1 protein-coding gene is annotated in these 1089 nt (G+C 71.4%); it reads left to right on the top strand.

What is annotated here, in order from left to right; genetic code table 11:
• The coding region (locus tag ABZW30_RS47075; protein ID WP_355677507.1) for a class I tRNA ligase family protein at nt 1-1089 on the top strand (1089 nt) is incomplete at both ends.

The following is a 1089-nucleotide window of genomic DNA, read 5'->3' as shown; positions in this document are numbered from 1 at the left end:
CGACCAGAGCGGCCTGGACCCGCACCGCCCGTTCATCGACGCGGTGACCTTCGCCTGCCGCGACTGCGGCGGCACCGCCACCCGCGTGCCCGAGGTCATCGACGCCTGGTACGACTCGGGCTCGATGCCCTTCGCCCAGTACGGCTACCCGTACCAGAACAAGGAGCTGTTCGAGAAGCGCTACCCGGCGCAGTTCATCTCCGAGGCGATCGACCAGACCCGCGGCTGGTTCTACACGCTGATGGCGGTCGGCACCCTGGTGTTCGACAAGAACAGCTACGAGAACGTCGTCTGCCTGGGCCACATCCTGGCCGAGGACGGCCGCAAGATGTCCAAGCACCTGGGCAACATCCTGCAGCCGATCCCGCTGATGGACCAGCACGGCGCCGACGCCGTCCGCTGGTTCATGGCGGCCGGCGGTTCGCCCTGGTCGGCCCGCCGGGTCGGCCACGGCACCATCCAGGAGGTGGTCCGCAAGACCCTCCTCACCTACTGGAACACCGTCGCCTTCCAGGCCCTGTACGCCCGCACCGCTGACTGGGCCCCCTCCGCGAGCGACCCGGCCCCCGCCGACCGCCCGGTCCTGGATCGCTGGCTGCTGAGCGAATTGAACACGCTGGTGGCCGAGTGCACCGATGCGATGGAGGACTACGACACCCAGCGCGCCGGCAAGCTGCTCTCCGGCTTCGTCGACGACCTGTCCAACTGGTACGTCCGCCGCGGCCGCCGCCGCTTCTGGCAGGGCGACGCCGCCGCGCTCGCCACCCTGCACGAGGCACTGGAGACGGTCACCCGCCTGATGGCCCCGCTCACCCCGTTCATCACCGAGCGGGTCTGGCAGGACCTGGTCGTCCCGGTCGCCCCGGACGCCCCGGCCTCGGTCCACCTGGCCACCTGGCCGGAGGCCGACGACACGCTGATCGACACCGAGCTCTCCCGGCACATGGCGCTGGTCCGCCGCCTGGTCGAGCTCGGCCGGGCCACCCGCGCCGAATCCGGCGTGAAGACCCGCCAGCCGCTCTCCCGCGCGCTGGTCGCCGCCCAGGGCTGGGAGGAGCTGCCCGCCGACCTGCGCGCGCAGATCGCCGA

It is taken from the genome of Kitasatospora sp. NPDC004669, assembly GCF_040609455.1.
Classification (GTDB): domain Bacteria; phylum Actinomycetota; class Actinomycetes; order Streptomycetales; family Streptomycetaceae; genus Kitasatospora.
This window is presented reverse-complemented; position numbering and strand designations above follow the sequence as displayed.